Source organism: Streptomyces sp. NPDC005374 (assembly GCF_042872225.1).
GTDB lineage: Bacteria > Actinomycetota > Actinomycetes > Streptomycetales > Streptomycetaceae > Streptomyces.
This window is the reverse complement of sequence record NZ_JBIAKA010000011.1, coordinates 63,194-86,158: the sequence shown is the minus strand read 5'-3', so window position 1 is coordinate 86,158 and position 22,965 is coordinate 63,194. Positions and strand designations below refer to the sequence as shown.

Annotated in this window: 18 protein-coding genes; 9 read left to right on the top strand and 9 right to left on the bottom strand. The window is 70.1% G+C overall.

The features are described from left to right. Positions 1–27 precede the first annotated feature (27 nt). From ACFYRX_RS27320 to ACFYRX_RS27305, 4 genes are all read right to left on the bottom strand, one after another. On the bottom strand, positions 28–591 hold the full coding sequence (locus ACFYRX_RS27320) for a DedA family protein (protein ID WP_389105537.1): 564 nt from the start codon (positions 589–591) through the stop codon (positions 28–30). 242 nt (positions 592–833) lie between these two features. Then, positions 834–1,283, bottom strand: coding sequence for a DoxX family protein (locus ACFYRX_RS27315; protein WP_389104850.1), 450 nt, complete (start codon positions 1,281–1,283; stop codon positions 834–836). A gap of 329 nt (positions 1,284–1,612) precedes the next feature. Then, complete coding sequence (locus ACFYRX_RS27310) at positions 1,613–3,262, bottom strand: alkaline phosphatase D family protein (RefSeq protein ID WP_389104847.1); 1,650 nt, start codon at positions 3,260–3,262, stop codon at positions 1,613–1,615. 71 nt (positions 3,263–3,333) lie between these two features. Continuing rightward, positions 3,334–3,978 carry an HNH endonuclease family protein gene (locus ACFYRX_RS27305; protein ID WP_389104844.1) on the bottom strand — a complete coding sequence of 215 codons (645 nt, stop codon included), beginning with the start codon at positions 3,976–3,978 and terminating at the stop codon, positions 3,334–3,336. 345 nt (positions 3,979–4,323) lie between these two features. Between ACFYRX_RS27305 and ACFYRX_RS27300 the strand changes: the two genes are divergently transcribed. Both ACFYRX_RS27300 and ACFYRX_RS27295 read left to right on the top strand, forming a co-directional pair. Then, a complete protein-coding gene (locus ACFYRX_RS27300; protein ID WP_389104841.1) occupies positions 4,324–4,905 on the top strand; it encodes a TMEM165/GDT1 family protein in 582 nt (193 codons plus the stop codon). 186 nt (positions 4,906–5,091) lie between these two features. After that, the gene (locus tag ACFYRX_RS27295) at positions 5,092–5,760 is read left to right on the top strand and encodes an HAD-IA family hydrolase (protein ID WP_389104838.1); all 669 of its coding nucleotides are present in this window, start codon (positions 5,092–5,094) and stop codon (positions 5,758–5,760) included. Between the two features lie 134 nt (positions 5,761–5,894). Here ACFYRX_RS27295 and ACFYRX_RS27290 read toward each other — a convergent pair whose 3' ends face one another. Further along, the gene (locus tag ACFYRX_RS27290; RefSeq protein ID WP_389104835.1) at positions 5,895–6,938 is read right to left on the bottom strand and encodes a peptidoglycan-binding domain-containing protein; all 1,044 of its coding nucleotides are present in this window, start codon (positions 6,936–6,938) and stop codon (positions 5,895–5,897) included. A 160-nt stretch (positions 6,939–7,098) separates the two neighbouring features. Here ACFYRX_RS27290 and ACFYRX_RS27285 point away from each other — a divergent pair, with 160 nt between their 5' ends. The 4 genes from ACFYRX_RS27285 to ACFYRX_RS27270 all read left to right on the top strand — a co-directional run bounded on the left by ACFYRX_RS27285 (position 7,099) and on the right by ACFYRX_RS27270 (position 11,514). Then, positions 7,099–9,138, top strand: a complete 2,040-nt coding sequence (locus ACFYRX_RS27285) for a DHA2 family efflux MFS transporter permease subunit (RefSeq protein WP_389104832.1) — start codon at positions 7,099–7,101, stop codon at positions 9,136–9,138. Positions 9,139–9,644: 506 nt separating this feature from the next. Continuing rightward, the gene (locus tag ACFYRX_RS27280; protein WP_389104829.1) at positions 9,645–10,340 is read left to right on the top strand and encodes a hypothetical protein; all 696 of its coding nucleotides are present in this window, start codon (positions 9,645–9,647) and stop codon (positions 10,338–10,340) included. A 5-nt stretch (positions 10,341–10,345) separates the two neighbouring features. Further along, a complete protein-coding gene (locus ACFYRX_RS27275; RefSeq protein WP_389104826.1) occupies positions 10,346–10,963 on the top strand; it encodes a hypothetical protein in 618 nt (205 codons plus the stop codon). Positions 10,964–11,121: 158 nt separating this feature from the next. Continuing rightward, positions 11,122–11,514: a hypothetical protein gene (locus tag ACFYRX_RS27270; protein WP_328746916.1), complete on the top strand. Its 393-nt coding sequence runs from the start codon at positions 11,122–11,124 to the stop codon at positions 11,512–11,514. A gap of 10 nt (positions 11,515–11,524) precedes the next feature. On the opposite strand, the gene ACFYRX_RS27265 is transcribed toward ACFYRX_RS27270, so the two are convergent. Further along, on the bottom strand, positions 11,525–12,196 hold the full coding sequence (locus tag ACFYRX_RS27265) for an O-methyltransferase (RefSeq protein WP_389104822.1): 672 nt from the start codon (positions 12,194–12,196) through the stop codon (positions 11,525–11,527). Between the two features lie 256 nt (positions 12,197–12,452). Here ACFYRX_RS27265 and ACFYRX_RS27260 point away from each other — a divergent pair, with 256 nt between their 5' ends. Beyond that, entirely contained in the window at positions 12,453–14,501 is a 2,049-nt protein-coding gene (locus ACFYRX_RS27260) for a bifunctional glycosyltransferase 87/phosphatase PAP2 family protein (protein WP_389104820.1), read from the top strand. Positions 14,502–14,564: 63 nt separating this feature from the next. On the opposite strand, the gene ACFYRX_RS27255 is transcribed toward ACFYRX_RS27260, so the two are convergent. The 3 genes from ACFYRX_RS27255 to ACFYRX_RS27245 all read right to left on the bottom strand — a co-directional run bounded on the left by ACFYRX_RS27255 (position 14,565) and on the right by ACFYRX_RS27245 (position 20,892). Next, positions 14,565–18,755: a caspase family protein gene (locus ACFYRX_RS27255; RefSeq protein WP_389104817.1), complete on the bottom strand. Its 4,191-nt coding sequence runs from the start codon at positions 18,753–18,755 to the stop codon at positions 14,565–14,567. Beyond that, the gene (locus ACFYRX_RS27250) at positions 18,752–19,588 is read right to left on the bottom strand and encodes a hypothetical protein (RefSeq protein WP_389104814.1); all 837 of its coding nucleotides are present in this window, start codon (positions 19,586–19,588) and stop codon (positions 18,752–18,754) included. The genes ACFYRX_RS27255 and ACFYRX_RS27250 overlap by 4 nt, the downstream gene beginning before the upstream one ends. A 65-nt stretch (positions 19,589–19,653) precedes the next feature. Further along, on the bottom strand, positions 19,654–20,892 hold the full coding sequence (locus ACFYRX_RS27245) for a cytochrome P450 (protein WP_389104811.1): 1,239 nt from the start codon (positions 20,890–20,892) through the stop codon (positions 19,654–19,656). Between the two features lie 227 nt (positions 20,893–21,119). Here ACFYRX_RS27245 and ACFYRX_RS27240 point away from each other — a divergent pair, with 227 nt between their 5' ends. Both ACFYRX_RS27240 and ACFYRX_RS27235 read left to right on the top strand, forming a co-directional pair. Further along, positions 21,120–22,289: a steroid 3-ketoacyl-CoA thiolase gene (locus tag ACFYRX_RS27240; protein ID WP_389104808.1), complete on the top strand. Its 1,170-nt coding sequence runs from the start codon at positions 21,120–21,122 to the stop codon at positions 22,287–22,289. Between the two features lie 38 nt (positions 22,290–22,327). After that, the gene (locus ACFYRX_RS27235; RefSeq protein WP_389104805.1) at positions 22,328–22,951 is read left to right on the top strand and encodes a DUF6461 domain-containing protein; all 624 of its coding nucleotides are present in this window, start codon (positions 22,328–22,330) and stop codon (positions 22,949–22,951) included. Positions 22,952–22,965: the final 14 nt, after the last annotated feature.

The window sequence follows — 22,965 nt, the reverse complement described above, 5'->3', positions numbered from 1 at the left end:
CCCCGGACCCGGGGCCCAGTGCCCGTGTTACCGCGCCTCGGCGCCCACCGGCTGTCGCCGCATCACGAACGCTGCGCCCGCCCCCGCGCCGAACAGCGCCGCCACCGACACCGCCGTCGCCAGCCAGGTCGCTCCCAGCCAGTGCGCGCCGAAGTACCCGAGGGCGACGCTGTACGCGGCCCAGGAGAGGCCGGCGAGGGCGGACCAGGGGAGGAAGTCGCGGGCCCGGCGGTGGGCCGTGCCGGCCAGCAGGGAGACCACCGAGCGGCCGGCGGGGGCGAAACGGGCGAGGACCACCAGGGCCCCGCCTCCCGCTGTCAGTGCGCCGCCGAGACGTTCCTGCGCGGTGGTGAGACGGCGCGAGCGGGCGATCGCGCGGTCGAGACGTTCGCCGCCGCGCCAGGCGAGCCGGTAGGCCGCCAGGTCACCCAGTACGGAGGCCGTCGTGGCGCAGAGGATGAGGGACATGACGTCGGGGACCCGGCCGGTCGCCGCGCTTCCCGCGGCAGCCGCCGTGGCGGCCGTGATGACCAGCACACCGCTCGGCAGCAGCGGCACGAACACGTCGAGGAGCACCGACAGCGCGACCATGGCGTAGATCCATGGACTGCCGGTCAGTGACCCCAGATTCTCCAGCACCGCGACTCCCCGTGATTCCCCCGTGCACAGCCATACAGCGTACGCCCGGGTGTGACAGGAGATTCACGGGGGCCGCATGGGATGGGCGCGGCATGTTCACCCGGCTGCCGCGTCGCAGGACGACGTGGTCCGCACGCGCCGGTGTCCTCCCCGCGGACTCGAGGAACGCGGGGAGGACACCGTGTGGCGTCGGTTCAGACCGTCACCGGCTCCGCGGCCGGCTCGCGCTCCTGCGCCGAGCGATGGGTGAACAGCCGGTCCAGGCCGAACGCGCCGGACCCGGTGAAGACCAGCAGGACCAGCGCCCAGCAGAACATCGCGGCGGCCTCGCCACCGTTCTCCATGGGCCACAGGGCCATCGGCTGGTGCACGTGGAAGTACGCGTACGCCATGGATCCCGCGGCGATGAACGCGGCGATGCGTGTGCCCAGGCCGAGCAGCACGAGGGCGCCGCCGACGAGTTGGATCACGGCCGCGTACCAGCCGGGCCAGGTGCCGGTCCCGACGGTGCCGCCGTCGGTGCCGGAGGCTCCGCCGAGGACGCCGAAGAGGGCGGCGGCGCCGTGACAGAGGAAGAGCAGGCCGACGACGATGCGGTACAGGCCGAGGGCGTATGGCTGGGCGCTGTTGAGGCGTCCGGTCATTGTGGGGGACTCCTTCGGTCGGGTCGGTCCCACAGGGGGGTCGCCCCAGGGGGGATGGAACCGAGTGAGCCATCCACGGTAGGGGCGCCTGATTCATGCTTGCAAGTTCAACATTTAGCCATCCGTTTGCCTCAACTGCCTCTGCCGTTTCAGCCGTAGCCGCACGTGGAACGGCTTTCGCCATCGCGACGCGCTTCCGAAAGTGCGTCCGAAAGCGTGACCGAATGCACACAGGGCCGACCGCCCGCGGTGCGCGCTCCTTATGGGCGGTTCGAACGTCAACCAGCTTGCCTGGATGGATTTCTGACGGTGCATCAGGCGACGTTGCCTCACCCGGTGAGTCGGGACTCCGTGACCGTCCGCAGCCGGGCCCGTCCCTGGTCCCCGTCGCCCTTCCCCGCCCGGGCCTGCTCCAGCCGCAGTTGCGCCGAACGCCCGCTCAGGGTCAGCGTCATGAGCTGGTTGCCGAACCAGGGACCGCCCGTGTGCCGCCAGGAGACCGGCGGCCGCTCGCAGCCTCCGTGCCGGGCGAGCCGCCGCCCCAGCGCCCGCGCCGTCGCACTCCAGCCGAAGCGGAAGCCGAACCGGATCCAGCGGGGGACGGAGTTGTGGACGGGGGAGCAGGTGAGCTGGAGAACACGGGCGTCGGGACCGCCGGTGTGCCACTTCGGCTCGGCCACGTACGCGTGGTGCACGTCCCCCGACAGCACCAGCACCGTCGCCGGCGCCTCGGGCCCCGACCCCACCTCGGCGATCAGGTCCGCCAGCGCCTTGAAGGACGCCGGGAACGCCGCCCAGTGCTCCAGGTCCGCCTTGCGCCGCAGATCCTCGCCGAACCGGGCCCAGCGCACCCCGCGATCGCCCCGGCACAGCGCGGCGTCCCACGCCTCGGCGTCGTGCACCAGGTGCGGCAGCAGCCAGGGCAGCGAGGTGCCGATCAGGAGGTGGTCGTAGGAATCGCGCTCCTCCAGCGCCTGTCCGCGCAGCCACTCGGCCTCGCCGGGGTCGAGCATCGAACGGCTCTCCTCGTCGAGGACGCGGGCCGCGCGGGAGTCGACCATGAGCAGCCGCACCCGGCCGAAGTCGCGCCGGTAACTCCAGCGCACGGAGGCGGCGTCGGCCTCGGCACGGCAGGCGAAGGCGCGCAACTCGTCGGTACCGTCGGGGGATTCGCGTACGGCGGCGTAGAGCGGGTCGGCGGCCAGCTCGGCCGGGGCGAGGTTGCCGAGGTGCTGGTACACCCAGTACGACATCAGGCCGCTCAGCAACCGCTCCTGCCACCAGGGGACTTCGCGCATGTCCTCGACCCAGGACGCGGAGGTGTTCCAGTCGTCGATGACGTCGTGGTCGTCGAAGATCATGCAACTGGGCACGGTGGACAGCAGCCAGCGCACCTCGGGGTCGAGCCAGGACTCGTAGTAGAGGTGGGTGTACTCCTCGTAGTCCGCCACCTGGTCGCCCGGCGGGTCACGCGGATCGCGGCGGGCGGCCAGCCAGCCGCGGGTGGCGGGGGAGGTCTCGTCGGCGTAGACCTGGTCGCCCAACAGCAGGAGCACGTCCGGCCGTTCGCCGTCCGGCTCGGCGGCGATGCGGGCCGCGAGGGTGTCCAGGGCGTCCGGGCCGACGGGGTCCTTCTCGCCCTCCGGGGGCGCGGCCCAGCGGCAGGAGCCGAAGGCGACGCGGACGGTGCCGTCGGGCTCGGGCGTGCGGATGACGGACGGCGGGAACGGGGCGTCGGGCAGCGGCCACACGCGTGTGTCGTCCAGGAACACCTCGTAGGACCGCTCGGTGCCCGGCGCGAGGCCGTCGACCGGGACTAGGGCGTAGTGGTGGCCCGCAATCTGGAAGGTGCGGGTCTCGCCACCGGTGCCGTCCGAGCAGCGCACCTCGGCGGCGCACGGACGGCTCGTCTCGACCCAGACGGTCGCGGACGAGCCGTCGACGTACCTCAGCAGCGGGCCCAGCCGCAGATCCGTCACGTGATCCTCCTCCGTCGCCCCGTACGGTACGGAACGACGGAGGTCCGCGGGGAGGTTCCGTTACGGAATCGTCAGCAGCTTGCGAGGTAGTTCGTCAGTGCGGTCTTCTCCGCCGAGTCGACCGAGAGGTCGTAGTAGTACTTCACCTGTACCCAGGCGCGGACGTAGGTGCAGCGGTACGAGGTGAGGGACGGCATCCAGGTCGCCGGGTCCTGGTCGCCCTTGGACTGGTTCACGTTGTCGGTGACCGCGAGGAGCTGCGGGCGGGTGACGTCGTTCGCGAAGGCCTGGCGCTGGGCGGTGGTCCAGGCGCTGGCGCCGGAGTCCCAGGCCTCGGCGAGCGGGACCAGGTGGTCGATGTCCACGTCGGATGCGGCGGTCCAGGTGGCGCCGTCGTAGGGGGAGTACCAGCTGCCGCTGGTCGAGGCGCAGGCGGAGTCGGTGACGACGTTCGTGCCGTCCCGCTTGAGGATGTACTCACGGGTGTTGCAGGTGCCGCTGATGGTGATCCACGTCGGGAACAGGTCCCGGGCGTAGCCGGTGCGGTTCTCGGTGGCCACGGTGAGCGAGGCGAGGTAGGTGCGGGCGGTGGCCGCGCTGACCGGGGTGGGGAGGGCGGCGGAGGCGGACGGGCCGTTGAGAACCGCGACGGAGGCTATGAGCGCGGTGAGCGCTCCGACTATGCTGAGCCGTCGACGCGCGTAGAACTTCGGCATGCGAACTCCCTTGGGGGGCGGGGGTTTTGGAGTGCGAGCGCTCGAATGCTCGCGGCTCCGCATTGCGGGGAGGTGTGCGTTGGGTTAGAAGTTAATGACGCGTGCATGACACGACAAGGTTTACGACGAAACGATCACGTACGATTGACGGTGTTGAAGGGGAGTAGCTCTTCGCCGGACCGTCGACATACTGCTCAGCTCGTCTGAGCCGGCGCCCGGAGGCAGGTCTTCAGGGATCGGCCAGCGAGACCTTCGGCCAGTAGTGCACTGACTGTGTGCTGCCGTGCCGAGGCGTCGTTTCGCGAAAACACTCTCGGTGGGGCGGCCCCGACCGATTGAGGACCCTTGATCAGCTTCACCGTGACGGCCGTCGTCTTCGGCGTCGTCTTCCTCGCCGAACTGCCCGACAAGACCGCGCTCGCCGGCCTCGTCCTCGGCACCCGCTACCGCGCCTCCTACGTCTTCGCCGGTGTCGCCGCGGCCTTCGCGCTGCATGTGGCGCTCGCCGTCGCGGCCGGCAGCGTGCTGACCCTGCTGCCCCAGCAGATCGTGCAGGCGCTCACAGGTGTGCTCTTCCTCGGTGGCGCGGCCGTCCTGCTGCTGAAGAAGGACGATGACGACGGGGAGATCCGCCGGCCCGAGGACCAGTCCTTCTGGAAGGTCGCCGGGGCCGGGTTCATGCTCATCCTCGTCGCCGAGTTCGGGGACCTGACGCAGATCATGACGGCGAACCTCGCCGCCCGGTACGACGACCCGCTCTCCGTCGGCCTCGGTGCGGTGCTCGCGCTGTGGGCGGTGGCCGGCCTCGGCATCGTCGGCGGAAAGGCCCTGATGAAGCGGGTTCCGCTGAAGCTGATCACCAGGATCGCGGCCCTGCTGATGCTGGGGCTCGGGCTGTGGAGCCTGTGGGAGGCCGTGGCCGGCTGAGCTGAACGGTGAGTGAACTGTTCGGGGAAGCGGTGGCGGGAACCGCCTCTCGTTTTGTACCGTGGATGAACAAAGTGGCCTCCGCCCGTTTTCCCTGACCGGCGGGCGGGGCCGCCTTGTCCCTCGGGGGTGCGCTGGGGGAGACCCCCCGAAGCCGCCCCCCCACCTCGCGTCCTGGAGCTGCCGATGACGGCCACCGCCGCCCCCACCGTGCTCACCGCCCGCGCCCTCCTGCTCGACATGGACGGCACCCTCGTCAACTCCGACGCCGTGGTGGAGCGCATCTGGCGCCGCTGGGCCGACCGGCACGGACTCGACGGCGACGACGTCATGAAGGTCGCCCACGGCCGCCAGGGCCACGCGTCGATGGCGATCCTGCTGCCCGACCGGCCCGTGGAGCGCAACCTCGCCGACAACGCGCTCATGCTCGCGGAGGAGACCGCCGACACGGACGGCGTCGTGGCGATTCCCGGCGCGTCCGACTTTCTGGCGTCCCTGCGGGGGCTGCCGCACGCGCTGGTGACCTCCGCCGATGTCGCGCTGGCCACGGCCCGCATGACGGCGGCCGGGCTCGGGCTTCCCGGGATCCGGATCACGGCCGAGTCCGTCGGAGCGAGCAAGCCCGACCCCGAGGGCTTCCTCAAGGGGGCGGCCGAACTCGGTGTCGCGCCCGCCGACTGCATCGTCTTCGAGGACTCCGGGGCGGGGATCGCGGCGGGGAAGGCGGCCGGGATGCGGGTGGTGGGCGTCGGGTCACGGGCCGGCGCGCACGGTCCTGACGTGGTGGTGCGGGACCTTGAGCAGGTGCGCGTGGAAGCCGGGGAGGACGGCACGATCCGGCTTTTCGTCGGGTAGACCGCCCTGGACGGCGGCCGGGTAGACCGCCCTGGACGGCGGGGCGATCCGGTTCTTCGGCGGGTGGGCTTTCCGGGCGGCCGCGTGATGTGATCGCCGGCAGGTGGATCTCCCCGGGGTGTGGCCGGCCCGCGCTACGGCTCCCTGGTCTCCGACTCCAGCCGTTGGCGTGTCGCCAGGTCGTACACCCCGTACTCCGGCACCTGCATGCCCCGGGTCGCCTGGTACCGGCTCACCGCGTCCTCGACGCCCTCGTTGTAGTGCCCGCTCGCCTTCCGCGAGTACAGGCCTGCCTGGGTGAGCCGCAGTTCGAGCTCGACGACCTCCGGGCCCTCGGACCCCCGCCGCAGCACCGGCGGAGCCGCCTCGCGGACCGCGTCCGAGCCGTTCGCCGCGCCGTCCGTCGCGGTGGAGGCGGTCGGGGTGACAGTCGGCGCGGCCGACAGGGACGGCGTCGGGGAGGCACTGGACCTCGACGGGGACGCGGAGGCCGACGGGCTCGCGCTCGCCGTGGGGGACGGGAGCGCGGAGGACGGTCGTACGGATGCCGCGGCCGTGGACGGCGAGGCCGACGCCGGGGTCGTCGTCGAGTCCGGGACCGCCGGCCGTACGTCCTGCTGAGCCGCCTCGTCCCGCACCGGCGACTCGTACGCGAACAGCCCGCTGGCGAAGCCGGCCGCAGCGACCACCGCCACGACCGCTCCGGCCGTGGCGAGGAGGACCGTACGGCGGTGGACCCGGCGCGGTTGCGCGTCGCTGTCCGGGGCGGGGACGAGGGCGGGGGCGGACGGGTGTCCGCCGGTCTCGAACAGGCGCAGATCGGTGGTGCTCGCGGTCGTCGGCCGGGGTGCCAGGGGGGTGGGGAGCACCGAGGTCGCGTCGGGCGCCGACGTCTCAGGGGTCACCGCACGCAACTGCATCGTGGCGTCCGGGGCCGACGTGGGTCCGGTGGGGGCGGGGGGCGGCCCGGGCGCCCTCGGCAGCGGGGCCGTCTCGTCGTCCAGCTCCACGTACGGCCGTATGCGCAGCGGATCGAAATCCTCCGCCGCGGCCGCCTCCGCCGTGCGCGCGTCGCGCAGCGCGTCCGACGCGCGCTGTGTGCACCCGCAGGACGGGGTGTTGTCGGCTCCTCTGGGTGCCCCGCACTCCGGGCACAGATGACTGTTCGACTCCGCCATGTGTTCGTCCCTCCCCTCACAAACTCCAGAGATTATGCAGAACCCCTCCACGGCCACCGGTCACAAGCCCCCGGAATACCGGCTTCCAACAGGACTCAACGGGCCATAAGCGGTTACACCGACCACGATGGAGACGTAACGAGAGCCCCAGGAGGTCTGCATGACCGCGGATGCGCACGGTAGGACAGGGAATGTGCCGGACACGCGGGAAGAGCACGTGTCCGGCAACGTCCTCGTCTCGATCGGGGCCCTGCTGCTCGGGATGCTGCTCGCCGCGCTGGACCAGACGATCGTGTCCACGGCACTGCCCACGATCGTCAGCGACCTCGGCGGGATGGACCATCTGTCCTGGGTGGTGACCGCGTATCTCCTTGCCTCCACCGCGGCGACCCCGCTGTGGGGCAAGCTCGGGGACCAGTACGGGCGCAAGCGGCTGTTCCAGACCGCGATCGTGATCTTCCTGATCGGGTCGGCGCTGTGCGGCATGGCTCAGGACATGGCCCAGCTGATCGCCTTCCGGGCCCTGCAGGGGCTGGGGGGCGGCGGGCTGATGGTGCTGTCCATGGCGATCGTCGGCGATCTCGTTCCGCCGCGTGAACGCGGGCGCTACCAGGGGCTGTTCGGGGCGGTCTTCGGGGCGACGAGCGTGCTGGGGCCGTTGCTGGGCGGGCTGTTCACCGAGCATCTGAGCTGGCGTTGGGTGTTCTACGTCAACCTGCCGGTGGGTGCGGTCGCGCTCGCCGTGATCGCGGTCGTGCTGCGGATTCCGCGCAAGTCCACGAAGCATGTCATCGACTACCTCGGGACCCTCCTCATCGCCTCCGTCGCCACATGTCTGGTGCTGGTGGCGTCGCTGGGCGGGACGACCTGGGGGTGGTCCTCGCCGCAGATCGTCGGGCTCGCCGTCCTGGGGATGTTGCTGGCGGTCGCGTTCGTGGCGGTCGAACGGCGGGCCGCGGAGCCCGTGTTGCCACTGAAGCTGTTCCGGGTGCGGACCTTCGTGCTGTCCGCGGTCATCAGCTTCATCGTCGGGTTCGCGATGTTCGGCGCGATGACCTATCTGCCGACCTTCCTCCAGGTGGTGCAGGGGGTCTCGCCGACCATGTCCGGTGTGCACATGCTGCCCATGGTGTTCGGGCTGCTGCTGTCCTCGACCGTGTCCGGGCAGATCGTCAGCCGCACCGGGCGCTGGAAGGTGTTCCCGGTGGCGGGGACCGCGGTCACCGCGGTGGGGCTGCTGCTTCTGCACCGGCTCGACGAGAGCAGTTCCACCTGGGTGATGAGCGCGTACTTCTGTGTGTTCGGGGTCGGACTCGGGCTGGTCATGCAGGTGCTCGTGCTGATCGTGCAGAACGCCGTCTCGTACGAGGATCTCGGCGTCGCCACCTCGGGTGCGACCTTCTTCCGGTCCATCGGGGCGTCGTTCGGCGTCGCGATCTTCGGGACCGTCTTCGCCAACCGGCTCGGGGACAAGCTGGCCGACGCCCTGCGCGGGGTCCAACTGCCGCCCGGCGTCTCGGTCTCGGGGCTGGAGTCCGATTCGCGCGGGCTCGCGGAGCTGCCGGCCGCGGTGCGTCCCGCTGCGCTGCACGCCTACGCCTCGTCGATCACCGACGTCTTCCTGTACGCCGCTCCCGTCGCCCTCCTCGGGTTCGTGCTCGCCTGGTTCCTCAAGGAGGACCGGCTGCGGGCGTCCGTCACGGCGCCCGACGTCACCGAGACGCTGGCCAGCAATCCGGTGGAGCGGTCCTCGTACGACGAGGTGAGCCGGGCGCTGTCCCTGCTGGGGACGCGGGAGGGGCGGCGGGAGGTCTACCGGGAGATCACGGCTCGGGCGGGGTACGACCTGTTGCCCGCGGCGAGTTGGCTGGTGCTGCGGACGCGGCGGTACGGGTGGGTGGAGCCGGCGTTGCTCACCGGGCGTACCTCCGTGCCGTTGAGCGTGATCATCAAGGCGGCTCGGCAGGTGGAGGAGCGGGGGCTTGCCGAGCGGCGGGGGCCGGAGCTGCGGCTCACCTCGCGGGGCGGGGAGGTCGCGGAGCGGCTTGCGGAGGCTCGGGAGGCGTCACTGGCGGAGTTGCTGGGGGACTGGTGGGGGCCCGACCGGCCGACGGATCTCGCCCGATTGGTGAAGGAACTGAACGATGAGTTGTGTGGTTCGGATCGGGAGCAGCCGCATGGTGGGGCGGCGGCTCGGTGACGTCTGTTGTCTGCGGGTTCGGTGGGGGCTGGCGTTTTGCGCAGTTCCCCGCGCCCCTTTGTGCTTGCGGTGCGTTGTGGGTCGGGGCCGGGGTGGGGGGTGTCCGTCCTCGGTCCGGCGGCTCGGCTCCTTGAGCAGTGCTCGGTTCCGGACGCCGGACGCTGCGGGCGGACACCCCCCACCCCGTCCCCTTCCCGCCGTCGGCGGCTTGCGGCCCGTAGTGGCGCGCGGTTCCGCCCCTGCGGGCGGACACCCCCCGGCCCCTTCACGCCGCTGGCGGCTTGCGGCCCGTTGTGGCGCGGGTGACTGCAACCTCCTAGGGGCGCGGGGAACTGCGCGACCAGCCACGACGGACCCGCACCCGCCGACCGGCGCAGCGGGGCACCCCCTTGGGCCCAAGCCCAGCGCCAGCTGCCCGCAGCCGCTGCAGGACCTCCGTGCGGTGATTGTCGCGTACACATGTGCGGAGACGGTTTGGAGACGGCGTTCACGGCAACCCGGTTGATATGTCAACAGGCCTGATCATCGCTCTGATCGTGATCGTGGCGGCCGTCCTCGTTGTGGCGGCCGTCCTGACCCTGCGTGGCCGGGGCCCGCAGCACGGCCGGGGCCTGAAGCGACGCTTCGGGCCCGAGTACGGCCGGACCGTGGCCCGCCACAACGGGGACGAGAAGGCCGCCGAACGCGAACTCACCGAGCGCGTGGAGCGGCACGGATCCCTGCGCGAGCAGCCACTGGAACCGGCCGAGCGCCAGCGCTACGAGGACCGCTGGACGGCCGCCCAGGAACGCTTCGTCGACTCCCCTCGGGAGGCCGTCGCCGAGGCCGACCGGCTGCTCGCCGAACTCGCCGAGGCCCGGGGCTTCCCGGGCGGCGGACAGTACGAGGAGCAGTTCGCCGCGCTGTCCGTGCACCACGCGGACCATGTGCACGGTTACCGGCGCGTGCACTCGGTGGCCGGTGCCCGCGCGAACGCCGACCGGGACGGCGACGGCCGCGTGGACACGGAGGACATGCGCGCGGCCATGGTCGAGGCGCGGTCCCTCTTCGACGAGCTCGTCGGTCCGCCGCGCAGCCGCGAGGAGTCCCGTACATCGACCGACGAGTCCCAGCTGCGCGCTGGTCAGCCGCGCGACGGTCGCAGCGACGGCCGGGGCCACCTGCCCTGGGCATTCAACAAGCGTCACGCGAAGGGGAGTTGAGTGACATGACGGAGGCCACGAACAAGTCGGGCGCCGACGGCGACCGGAGCGGGCACAGCCCCCTGGTGACCCCCACCGAGACCGAGGCACCGGACCTGGGGTCGGCGACGGAACGTCGGACCAGCACCAGCACGTCGCGGGGTGACGAGGGCGTGCGCGACCCTGACCTCAGCAGCGGTGGTAGGGGCTCCGGAGTCGGTCGCGGCTCCGGCCAGGACGCCGAGCGGGGTCTTCGGGGCACCACCGGCCGTGAGGCCGGCCTCGGCCGGGGCGCGGGGCCCGAATCCGCCACCGGCGCCGGGACCGGCGTACACAAGGAGTCCGCTCACGAGTCCGGGCTGCTGTCGCACGACGAGTCCGACAAGCTCAGTACGCGGCTCCAGCACGCCGTCGCAGGGTTCGTGGACGAGCCCCGGTCCGCCGTCGAGGAGGCCGACCAGGTTCTGGAGGAGGCCGCGGCCCGCATCGCCGACGCCGTGAAGCAGCGTCGCCGTACGCTGCGCAACTCCTGGCAGAGCGGCGACGGCGGCCAGGACAAGGCCGCGAACGCCACCGACACCGAGCAACTCCGGCTCGTTCTGCGGGACTACCGCGAGCTGGCGGAGCGGCTGCTGCGCAGCTGACGCGCTGCGGACACCGTACGAACGGCCTGTTGCCCGGAGTCGGGCGGCAGGCCGTTCCTGGGTACCTTGCACCGGACACCGCCGTGCCGGGCGATTTATCATGCGGCGGCGGTGGTTCAACGGGGTCGCCGCGCAAGGACCTTATCGGAGGAGCGCACGTGCTCGAACTCACCATGGCCGTCGTCACCGCGGCGGAGGAGGGTGCCACGGCCGGGATGCAGATGACCGACGCGCCCAGTGACCCGGGCACCGTGCTGCGCGTGGGCCGGGACAAGACCGTCTGCCGGCTCGCCACGCCCGACGACTGGCTGTTCGTCTCCCGGGTGCACCTGGAGTTCCTGTGCGGGCCCGAGGGCGTCTGGCAGGTCACCTGGCTCCAGGGCTCGCAGCCCGATCCCTCGTCCGAGGTACAGCTGGTGGCCGGGGCTTACGCGCAGCCGCTCGTCTACGGCGGCAGCGTGACACTGCCCCGGGGCGGCAACGGCGAGATCGTCATCCGTGACCGCACCGCCCCGCGCAGCGTCAACGTCGGCTTCTACCACGAGATCTGAGGGACCGGCGTTACGGCAGCACCCTTGCCAGCGCGAAGCCGTCGTAGCCCTTGCTGCCCACCGTCTGGATCGCCGTGGCGCTCAACCTCGGGTGCTTTCCGATCAGTTCGAGCGCCGTGCGGGTGCCCCGGACGTCGGGGGCCGGGTTGTCCGGGTCGGCGACCCGGCCGTCCCGTACGACGTTGTCCACGACGATCAGGCTGCCTGCGCCGGTGAGTTCGAGGGCCCACTCCACGTACTGCGGGTTGTTGCCCTTGTCGGCGTCGATGAAGACCATGTCGAAGGGGGGCGGGTTCTCGGCGGCCAGCCGGGGCAGCGACTCCAGGGCGGCGCCCACCCGTACCTCGACGATGTCGTCGAGGCCGGCGCGGGCGAGGTTGCGGGTCGCGACCTCGGCGTGGATCGGGCTGTACTCGAGGGAGACCAGGCGACCGTCGGCGGGCAGGGCGCGGGCCAGCCAGATGGTGCTGTAGCCGCCCAGGGTGCCGATTTCCAGGATCGTACGGGCTCCCTGGATCTGGGCGAGGAGCTGGAGGAGCTTGGCCTGCGGCGCCGTGACGGCGATCGGCGGGAGGCCGGCGGCCTCACTGTGCTGCAGGGCCGCCCGGAGCGCCTCGTCCTCCGGTGTGAGATGGGTGGTGAAGTAGTCGTCGACGTCGTTCCAGAGCTGCGACTCGCTCATGCACCGAAGCCTTTCGTATGGCTAGTTAGATCCGCTAACTAGTTGCGCTAACGAATATAGTCGCGCTCCTGCGTCCTGTCAGGGGATTTCCCGCGCCCCCCGCGCGCGACCGCATCCTGCGCGGACTATCGTCATCCGGACAAAACGAGAACGGACGTCAGGTGAAGAGCGGGTTGCCTGCGTCTCTCCCAGGGGGTGATCGCGGCCCCTCACAGGGTTCGCAAAGGAAAACGACGGGGCGGGAGGCCGACGCGGCGTGGCGAATGCGGAGCACAGAGGGCGACCGGCGGAGGCGTTCGGCGGAGCGACGGCTGTCGGTGCGGCCACCGAGATCCAGGCGCGGCTGCGCGCGACCAGGCTCGCCCTGTGGCTCGTGGCGGCCGTCCTCGCGGTGAGACAGGTGGCCGTCGTCCTCAGTACTCCCCGAGGCGAGCGCCTGACGGACCTGGAGACCTGGGTCGGCCCGGACGGTGTCCTGCATGTGAAGGGCTCGCTGTACGACTCGACGCAGTTCACCGGTACCCCGTTCGGGGGACTTGTCCTGAAGCCGCTGACCCGGGCGGCGGAACAGGCCCTCGGCTGGGGCTGGACCTTCGGCACCCTGCTCCTGGTCGTCGCCCTCGGCCTGGTCGCCGCCCGCGCCCTGCCCCAGCCGGTCGGCCGCCGTACCTCACTGCTCGCCGCGCCGGTCGCGATCAGCCTGCTGATGCTGTCGCTGCCCGTGCGCAACACGCTCTACCTCGGGCAGACCAGCATCATCCCGGTGCTGCTGGTCCTCGTCGCCTGCTTCGCCGTCCGCGGTGAGCGCGTCAGCGGTCTGCTCATCGGCCTCGCCGCCGCTCTCCAGCCCACGGTGCTGCTCTTCGCGGCCCTGCTCTGGTTCACCGGCCGCCGCCGGGCCGCCCTGACCTCGGGCGTGACCTTCGCCGCGAGCACCGCGCTCGCCTGGGCCGCGTTGCCCCACGACTCGTACACCTACTGGGTGCACCACATCGCGGGCACCGGCCTGGGCGGCCCCGCCGACGACCTCGCCAACCAGTCGCTGCACGGACTGCTGCTGCGGTTCGGTCTGAACGGGCCGCTGGAGATCGGGCTCTTCCTGGTGCTGGGCGCGGCGGTCGCCACCCTGGGCGTACGCCGGGCCGTCGGCTACGGGCGCGACGGGCAGCTGTTGCTCGCCGTCGCGATCACCGGCTGCGCGGCGATCGCCGTGTCGCCGACCACCTGGCAGCACCAGCTGCTGTGGGTGCTGCTCGCGGTCGTCGGGCGGGTCGGCAAGCGGGCCTCCGACCGGTACGTGTGGCCGGTGGCCGTCGTCGTGGTGATGACCCTCCCGGCGAAGATGCTGCTGCCGCACATCTCGGCGCTGTACACCCTGCGGGACAACGTGGTGCTGCTGGCCGCGCTCGCCGCCGCCACCATGATCCCCTTCCTGTCGCGGACCTCGCCGTACTACCGGACGCCGATCCCCACCGAGTACGCGGCGCCGGTCCCCGCACGGTTCGGGTGGGTGCCGCTGCTGCCGTTCCTGCGTCGGGTGCTGACCCGGCCGAACCTGCTCCTGGAACTGCTGCTCATCCGTGTCACCTACGCCGCCTACCAGCAGGTCAGGCTCGCGGCGACCGGCGGCACCAACTCCGCGGGACGCGCCACCGCCGAGAAGCACGGGCAGCAGATCTTCGACCTTGAACGCTGGCTGCACATCGACATCGAGCACTGGGTCAACCACACGGTCGTCAAGGTCGACTGGCTGCGCAACTTCTTCGACTTCTACTACGAGTCCTTCCACTTCGTGGTGCCGCTCAGCGTGCTGGCTGTTCTCTATTGGCGGCGACCGGTGGACTACCGGTGGGCGCGGGCCTCCCTCGGGTTCGCGACCCTGCTGGCCCTCGTCGGGTTCTGGCTGTATCCGCTGGCTCCACCTCGGTTGATGCCGGCGCTCGGGATCATCGACACGGTGCACGGGGTGCAGGACTTCTCCAAGCCGGACTACGGCACCCTGACCGCGCTGACCAACCAGTACGCGGCGATGCCGTCACTGCACTTCGGGTGGTCGCTGTGGTGCGGGGTCGTCATCGCGATCATCGCGCCCAGGTGGTGGATGAAGGCGCTGGGGTTGTTGCATCCGTTCTTCACGGTGTCGGCGATCGTGGCCACCGGGAACCACTGGGTGCTGGACGCGGCGGGGGGTGCGGCGGTGGTCGCGGGTGGGTTCGGGTTGTCGTACGTCTTCCAGGGGCCGCGGGCTCGAGTGGTGAAGCTGGTGGCGGAAGTTGATGAAGAACGGGCCTTGGTGAAGAGGTAGCGTCGGCGTGGCTTACCGCGCAGTTCCCCGCGCCGCCTTGGGGGCGCTTTCGTCCACGTCGGATCAATGCCTTCGGAAGACTCCTACGTCGCTGCCGAAACTGCAGATCAGTAGGCCGGTTTCGTCCAAGGCCAGTGCCCCGCACGGGCCGGGTACGTGGATGACGTCGATGAGGGCGCCGGTGCGGAGGTCCCAGATGCGTACGGTGTTGTCATGGGCGCCGGCCACGGCCACTGGGCGGCCGTCCAACTGTGCGCACACCAGAGCTGAGACATCATGGGTGTGACCAGCCATCGGATCGCCGACGGATTGACCGGTTCGTATATCCAGGACGTGCATCGTATTGCCGTCCGAGCTCACAGCCACCACGCGGCCATCCAGCACGGTAAAGGCGGTGGGACCCCAGCCTGTGGGCAAGCCGACGCCCAGGGGACGTCCCGTGGCAAGATCCCAGACACACAGGGTGTCGTCGAACGAACTGGTGACGGCTATAGGCCGACCGTCCAAGTCGACGCAGGACAGCCTGATTATCTGGCCGGTATCGGTTTCCAGGGGTTTGTACAGCTCTTTTCCTGTTATGAGATCCCACACCAGAAGTGTGTTCTGCTCGGAGTTGGCGATCGCGATCGGGCGATCGTTTACGACAGTGCATGCCACAATTCCAAAAGGGAAGTGGACGAGTTGAGTCGACGAATGCATGAGTCGGCCGGTTTCCAGGTCCCATACCTTGACTCTTTGGTTGAACTTGCTGAGCGAGACAGCCACCGGGCGGACGCCGAGTACCGCACAGGACACCTCAGGCGCTTTCAGGTCGACAACTGGATCGATGTGCGGACCCAGAGGACGACACGTCGAACGATCCCACAGGCGCACCGTCTTGTCGGCGGAAGCGGTGACGAAGGCCGGACGCCCGTTCACCACGGCGAGCTGCACGTCGGTGACTGTGTCGGTGTGAGCGACGACAGGCTTACCGACGACCTGACGGGGAGACAGGGACCAGACCCGGACCGTGCCGTCGCCCGATCCGGTGACAGCTACCGGCTGCCCGGACAGCGACGAGCATGTCACCCCCCGCACGTCAGAACTCTGCCCGTTCAAGAGGGGCACTACGTGCTGATGATGTGTCAGGGCGAAGATCCGTACCATGGCGTCACCAGCGAATCCGACGACCGCGACGCGATGTCCGTCCAGCTCAGTGAAAGCCAGGGTTTTCGGCCGGCCGCTGGAATACTGCAACCTGGCCACGACCCGATGGGTGTTCAGGTCCCAAATGTACCCGACTCCCTTTCGTGTCAGGGCGACAGCGACAGGATGATCGTCCAACTCCGTACATGCCAGCACCTCGCATTCGAAATGGGGGACGGCTTCCAGCTGACCCAGTTGAGTTCGCGTCTTCAAGTCCCACACAGTCAGTTCTGACCGCGAACTCGTCACGACAACTGCGCGGTCACCCGCGACCGCGCATCCCAGCAAGTCCATGTCTGTCATCGGCTCGCCCACAGGCTGCCCGGTTGCCAGATCCCAGATGCGCACCCCATCGGACCTCGCGCCGCTGAGTGCGATCGGACGACCGTCGAGCTCTGTGCACAGGAGCTTGTCCACACTGCTGATGTGACCCGTCAGCGGTGCCCCCGCAGGTCGGCCGGTGGCCAGATCCCAGACCCTCACCGTGTTGTCGCTGGAGCCGGAGACGACGACCGGGCGGCCGTCCACCGTGGTGCATGCCAATGCGTCCACAGAGCTGGTATGGCCGATGAGGGGCTCCCCCACGGGCCGACCGGTAGTCAGGTCCCAGATCCGCAGGGTGTCGTCCTGGGAGGCGGAGACGGCGACCGGGCGGCCGTTCAACTCCGTGCACGCCACCGCGGTCACGCCCTGGGTGTGGGCCGCGCAGACGTGCAGCAGATTGGCCGACACCTGGAAACCGGACGCGGCGACGGGCTTCCATGCCTGTTCGGGCGCCCGGCTGTTGAGCGCCTCCAGGGTGGCCGGTTCGTTGAAGCGGGCGGCGTCCACCGCGAGGAGTCGGCGACGGCTCGTCACGTCGATGCCGCGGTGGACGTGGAGGGAGTTGAGATAGATAGCTGCATGGAGTCGCGCGGTGTCGCTCTCGGCCTTCAGTAGGTGTGGCGCGAGGCCGTCGCAGTCCGCGTGGACGAGGTATGCCAGGTCGGTGAGCAGGGTGTCGATCAGCCCCGCGGCAGATGCATGGGTCGCGAGGTGGCGCAGGGCATAGGGGTGGGCCCGTGCCCAGTCCGGAGTTCCGTCCAACCCGTACGGCACGGCTCGTCGCAGGGTCGTGGTGAACGCCCGGTGTGCCGCCTCGGTGTCCTGTCCCTGGCGCAGGTACTCCGCCATGGCCTCGTGGTAGAGCCGGTACACCGACCGCCCGTCCTCGGCGGCCTCCACGACGTACGCGCCCGCGTCCCGCCGCAGCCGGTGCAGGTCCTCGTTGGTGTACCGGTGCCCGGACAGCAGCGAGGCGAGCGGGGCCCAGACGTCCTCCCAGGGCAGACCTTGCCCCTCCGCGTACGCCAACGGCCGTAGCAGGTCCAGGATGCGCCGCGCTCCCTCGCCGAAGCGCTGGTGCAGGTCGTTGCGCATGGCGTCGGCCGCCGCACTGGGCAGGGAGAGCCGCCAGCCGGGGTCTTCGGGTGCGGGCAGTTCCGGAGTGGCCGCGAGGGTGCCGGCGGTGATCCGGGCGACCAGGAACGAGCGGCCGGCCGCCGCTGCGACGGCCTCGGCCACGGCGAGCCGGTCGTCGTGCGAGCAGCCGAGATAGGGGCTTTCGGGGTGGGCGTCGATCAGGTTGCGGAGGGTGTAGGCCAGTACGGCGTCGGGGTCCGCGTAGCGAGCCGCGTCGAGGTCGACCTGGTCACGGCGGTCGAGGCCGAGCGGATCGAGGAGGTGGGGGCGGGTACCCAGCAGCAGCCGCAGGTGGGGACCGGCCAACTCCATGACGGGGCGGAGTACCTGGCCGCACAGCGTCGTTGGTGTGGCCGCCTCGTCCACACCGTCGATCAGCACGACGTGCGGACGGTCCGGTTCGGAAAGGGAGTTGAGGTGGTTCAACAGGTCGGCGACCGCTTCCGTCGGCGGCAACCGCAGCGCGGCGGAGAGCGCGCGCACGACCTGCTGGTCGGTGAGGCTCTGGGCATAGACCGCCGTGCCGATCGCCTTCGGCGGTGGCAGCTGCCCGTCGCTCAGCCCCAGGCTCGCGACCGGCACGGTGCGCCGATGTTCCGGATCGCTCATCGTCGCCAGCAGGCCCAGGACCGCCGTCTTGCCCGAGCCCGGGTCGGCGGTGACCACCAGTGCGGGCCGCTCGTCGGGCAGGTCGTTCAGCCACCCGGTGATGTCCTCCAGCGCACGGTGCCGCCCCGAGAACCACCACCCCACCAGGGTCTCGTCCCGGTGTCCCATGGCCCGCCGCAACAAACGCGTCCGGAACTCCACGTCGCGCTGCTGGTCCTGCTCGCGCCACTCCTCGGCCTGCTGCAGGGCCATGTCGGTGTGGGACAGCCGAGGGCTGTGCTTGGCGTTGGGCAGGAAGGGCGGGATCTCACCCGTCAGACCGATGATCTCCAGACCGATGTGCTGGAAGTCGGGGCGCTTGGGATTGGCGCGCGTGGCGTTCACCACCGCGTCCAGGGAGAGGAGTTGGGGCGTGTAGCCGGCGGTGGCCAGGCTCGTCACCGCTTCCGAGAGCAGGTCGGGGAAGGCGCCGGTCCGGGCGAGTTCGTTCGGCTGGGCGGATGTGATGACCGCCAACCCCGCGTCCTTCCCCCGCCAGTTGCCCTTCAACTTGGCCATGGAAGACAGCAGTTCGTTGCCGCCCTGCCCCGAGTAGCACGTGTCCAGCATCAGCAGCAGCCGCCGCACCTTCGTCCCGGCGAGGATCTTGCGGGCCAGCGTGCCGGGCTGTAGCGCGTCGTACAGGTCGTCCGGGTTGGTGTCCGACGTCAGAAGGACGTACTCCTCGTTGTCGAGGCGCTCACCGTGCCCGGCGATGTAGACGGCGACGACGTCGTCGGGACGCCGGTCGGGGGACCGGCAGAACTCCCGCAGCTCTCGAAGGAGTTGGTGCTGTGTCGGATTGGTGCCCAGGTCGGACACGTGCTCGTAGCCGAGTCTGCCGGTGAACAGTTCCACCATCTTGCGGCGCGCTTCGACCAGACCGGGGCGGTCCCACTCGGGGGCGTGCGGATAGTGGCTGACAGCCGTGGCGATCAGGAACCGGCGTGGATCGCTCATGCCAGGCCTTCCGTGACGGCTTCGCCCGTCTCCCGCGCGGTCAGGTACAGCGTGACGTCATGAGCGTGCGAGCCGTTGTGTACGACCTTCCCCGCGACCCCCGTGCCGAAGCGGGGGGAGAGATCCTTCACGGCCGCCACCACGTCGCCCTCGTCCGCGATGTTCGTCCACCGCGGGACCCCCGGCCATCTGCCCGGCTCAGGCCGCAGGCGGTCGAACACCATCCGCATGCCCAGGGGCGAGCCCAGCGTCACCAACACCTGTACCTGATGGTCGGCCGCGCGGGCGCACAACGCCTCGTAGGCCACCACGGAACCGAGCGAGTGCGCGATCACGACCCGGGTGTCCGGTCCGATGGCCCCCTCCACCCGGCTCCGGGCCTCCGATCGCAGCGCGGGGTCCGTCAGATAGCTGCGCATCTGCTTCAGATCGAAGACGAGGGCGCGCAGGGAGAGTTGGGCGAAGAAGCGCGAGTTCTGCAGCACCCGCAGAGCGGTCTGTACGGCACGGGGAGAGCGGGCCAGGGTGTCCGCGCCCGGTGGCGGCACGGCCGGGTCGGTGCGGGCGCAGGCCTCCCACCACTCCAGCAGGAGCTCGGCCTCGAAGGCCGGGTCGACGTCATCGGCGGTGAACATCGGGTCGCCGATGGACAAGGTGTTGCCCGGGGGGCGGAACAGGTCGCCGTAGAAGGCCATGTGCAGGTCGGCCGCGGTCAAACGCGGGCCACCCGCACGCTCGACGCCGTCGGCGAGAGCCGGCTGCCAGTCCTTCAGCAGCGTGTTGCCGCCCAGCCGCTGCTTCCCCACACCATGCACACCAACGATCCGCGCCATGCCTCGTCCCCCGGGTCCCGCAAGGTTCACCCACTGTAGAGGAACCTCGCGGGACCGGGTTCATGTCATCCGAGGGTGACCTGGAGCTCCTTGACGCCGTTGATCCACGCCGAGCGCAGGCGGCGTGGGTCGCCTGCCGCGCGGAGGTTCGGCATCGCGTCGGCTATCGCGTTGAAGATCAGGTCGATTTCGAGGACTGCCAGGGATTTGCCGAGGCAGTAGTGCGGGCCTCCGCCGCCGAAGCCGAGGTGGGGGTTGGGGTCGCGGGTGATGTCGAACACGTCGGGGTTGTCGAAGACGTCGGGGTCGTGGTTGGCGGCGGCGTAGAAGATGCCCACGCGGTCGCCCTTTTTGATGTGTTTGCCGCCCAACTCCGTGTCCTGGGTGGCCGTGCGCTGGAAGGAGTTGACGGGGGTCGCCCAGCGGACGATCTCCTCGGCGGTGGTGGCGGGGCGCTCCCTTTTGTAGAGGTCCCACTGGTCGGGGTGGGTCAGGAACGCGTGCATGCCGTGGGTGATCGCGTTGCGGGTCGTCTCGTTGCCCGCTACCGCCAGCATCAGCACGAAGAAGCCGAACTCGTCGGAGCCCAGGTTGCCTTCGTCCTCCGCCGACACCAGTGTCGTGACGATGTCCTTGGCCGGGCACTGCTTGCGGTCGGCCGCCATGTTCATCGCGTAGGCGATGACCTCCATGGCCGACTCCTGGCCGACCTGCTCGCTGATCGCGTACTCGGGATCGTCGTACGAGATCATCTTGTTGGACCAGTCGAAGATCTTGGCGCGGTCGTCCTGCGGGATGCCGATGAGCTCGGCGATCGCCTGGAGAGGCAGTTCGCAGGCGACCTGGGTGACGAAGTCGAAGGAGTCGCCGGGGTGGGCCCGCGCCGCCTCGACGATCGCTCGGGCGCGGTTGCGAAGGCGCTCCTCCAGGGCCCGGATGGCCCTCGGGGTGAACACACGCTGCACGATGCCGCGGACGCGGGTGTGTTCCGGCGGGTCCATGTTGAGCAGGATCAGGCGCTGCGCGTCGATCGCGTCCCGCTCGATGCGCTCGTTGAAGCGGATGATCGCCGTGTTGAGGGAGGAGGAGAAGATCTCGGGGTGCGTCGAGACGTACTTGACGTCCGCGTGCCGGGTGACCGCCCAGTACCCCTCGTCCTGGAAACCGGCGATGTTGGCCGACTGGGGGATCCAGCGCACCGGTTCGGCCCGGCGCAGTTCGGCGAACTCCGGCAGCGGTACGCGGCTTTGCAGCAGATCGGGGTCGGTGAAGTCGAACCCGTCGGGAAGCGCTGGACAGGTCATCGGCACTCACTCCAGCTGTCTGGAAGCTTTCTGACGAACCATCAGGAACAGAGCTGCCGTGAAGGTAGTAACGGGTTCTATAAGAGGCAAGGGGTGCGGAGGCCCCAATTGTGTGCACGACCCTTGCGGTGGTGGGTGGCTCGTCAGCAGACTGCAAGCAGCGCCAACTAGAACACGTACTAGTTCTCAGTTCTGAGGGATCCGTTCGGAGGAGAGGACCCGCACCCATGGCCGCCGAACCCGTGATCGTCGAAGCTGTCCGCACCCCCATCGGCAGGCGCGGCGGCGCGCTCGCCAATCTGCACCCCGCCTATCTGCTGGGCGAGACCTACCGTGAACTCCTCGGCCGCACCGGCATCCCCGCCGACGCGGTCGAACAGATCGTCGGCGGCACGGTCACGCACGCCGGCGAACAGTCCATGAACCCCGCGCGCACGGCCTGGCTGACCGTCGGGCTGCCCTACGAGACGGCGGCGACGACCGTCGACTGCCAGTGCGGCTCCTCGCAGCAGGCCTCCCACATGGTCGCCAACATGGTCGCGGCCGGGGTCATCGACGTCGGCATCAGCTGCGGTGTCGAGGCGATGTCCCGGGTGCCGCTGGGCTCGGGGTCCAAGCACGGACCGGGGAAGCCGTTCCCGGACGAGTGGAACGTCGACCTGCCCAACCAGTTCGAGGCGGCCGAACGCATCGCCCGGCACCGGGGACTGACCCGTGAGAACGTCGACTCCCTCGGGCTGATCTCCCAGGAGCGGGCGGCCGTCGCCTGGTCCGAGGAGCGCTTCAAGCGGGAGACGTTCGCGGTCCAGGTGCCGACCACCGAGGACGAACAGCGGGCCGGGCAGGGCATGTGGCGGCTCGTCGACCGGGACGAGGGGCTGCGCGACACGTCCATGGAGGCGCTGGCTCGTCTGAAGCCGGTCATGCCGACGGCGATCCACACCGCGGGCAACTCGTCCCAGATCAGCGACGGCGCGGCGGCGATCATGTGGGCGTCGAAGCGGATGGCGCGGGCGCTGAAACTGAAGCCGCGGGCGCGGATCGTGGCGCAGGCCCTGGTCGGCGCCGACCCCCACTTCCACCTCGACGGGCCCATCGACGCGACTCGTGCCGTGCTCGGCAAGGCGGGCATGTCGTTGAAGGACATCGACCTCGTCGAGATCAACGAGGCTTTCGCCTCCGTGGTGTTGAGCTGGGCCCAGGTCTTCGGACAGGACCTGGAGAAGGTCAACGTCAACGGCGGCGCGATCGCCCTCGGACACCCGGTGGGGTCCACCGGGGCGCGGCTCATCACCACGGCCCTGCATGAACTGGAGCGCGCGGACAAGGAGTTCGCACTGATCACGATGTGCGCGGGGGGCGGGTTGGCCACCGGCACCATCATCCAGCGGCTGTAGCCGACGTCCGGTTCGAGGGCGGACCCCATGATGGAGACATGACCGACGGACTTCGCTGGGTCTCCGACGCATATCCCTTCGGGTACAGCCTCGTCTTCTGCGAGGGCCTCACGCCGGAGGAGGTGCTCCGGCGACTCGGCGCCCGGCTGGGGTCCCTCTTTCCGCTGACCCGGCACGAGGCCCAGGAGATCGAGGTCCGCAACTCGATGGACGAGCCGTTCGATCTGGACCACCTGGAGGATCTGGACGTCGAGAGGGTGGAGGAACTGGGCTTCCTGCGGCGCTCGGTGGACGCGGTCGTGCGGGCAGGGACGATCGAGGGCTGGGCCTTCGCCGTCCAGGCCTCCACGTCGTACGTCTCCGCCGTCGGATACCTTCCCGCACTCTCCCGGGGCACCCGCGTCGTCACCGCCTGCCGGGACGTGAACGCCGTGCAGCGGGTGGAGTACGCGGTGGACGGGCGGGTGCTGTCGTCCTTCGACCCCTTGATTCCGGCCTACGACGACGGGGCCGAACCGTCGGCCCTCGGCCCGCCGTTCCGCGAGGGCATGGAGTCGGCGCAGGTTCTGGAGGAGCTGGCGACCCGGTTCGGGCTGTGGCTGCCGAAGAACTCGGAGGCATCGCGGCTGCCGGCGGCGGGGTTGTCGACGACCGACCGATGAGTTTCGTGCGGGCC